This window comes from Geminicoccus flavidas (genome assembly GCF_009806515.1).
GTDB classification, from domain to species: Bacteria; Pseudomonadota; Alphaproteobacteria; order Geminicoccales; family Geminicoccaceae; genus Geminicoccus; species Geminicoccus flavidus.
In genome coordinates this window covers 1-507 of record NZ_WUJP01001147.1, presented here as the reverse complement: position 1 = coordinate 507, position 507 = coordinate 1, and the positions used below count along the sequence as shown (strand labels likewise).

General features: G+C 65.7%; 1 protein-coding gene. It reads left to right on the top strand.

The features are described from left to right. A partial coding sequence (locus EQG76_RS31510; RefSeq protein WP_200841290.1) for an MBOAT family O-acyltransferase occupies positions 1–507 on the top strand: 507 nt, incomplete at both ends.

The following is a 507-nucleotide window of genomic DNA, read 5'->3' as shown; positions in this document are numbered from 1 at the left end:
GACATCCAGTCGGTCAACACCGGGATCGCCTATTTCGTGCTGGGCCTGGCCAAGAAGGTGCTGATCGCGGACAACATCGCGCCGGTCGCCGATGCAGTGTTCGCCGCCGCCGACCAGGGCCTGCCGGTCAGCACGCTGGAGGCTTGGGCCGGCACGCTCGCCTATGCGCTGCAGCTGTTCTTCGACTTTTCGGGCTATGCCGACATGGCGATCGGCCTGGGCTTCTTGATCGGCGTGCGCTTCCCGCAGAACTTCGACCGACCCTATCGCGCCAACTCGATTGGCGACTTCTGGCGTCGCTGGCACATCACCCTGTCGCGCTTCCTGCGCGACTATCTCTACATCCCGCTGGGCGGCAACCGGCACGGCTTCCCGCGCGAGCTGCTGGCCCTGTTCGTCACCATGCTTTTGGGCGGCATCTGGCACGGGGCGGGGTGGACCTTCGTAATCTGGGGCGCCCTGCACGGCGGGTATTTGGTGGTGCAGCGCTTCTGGCACCGCCTGAAC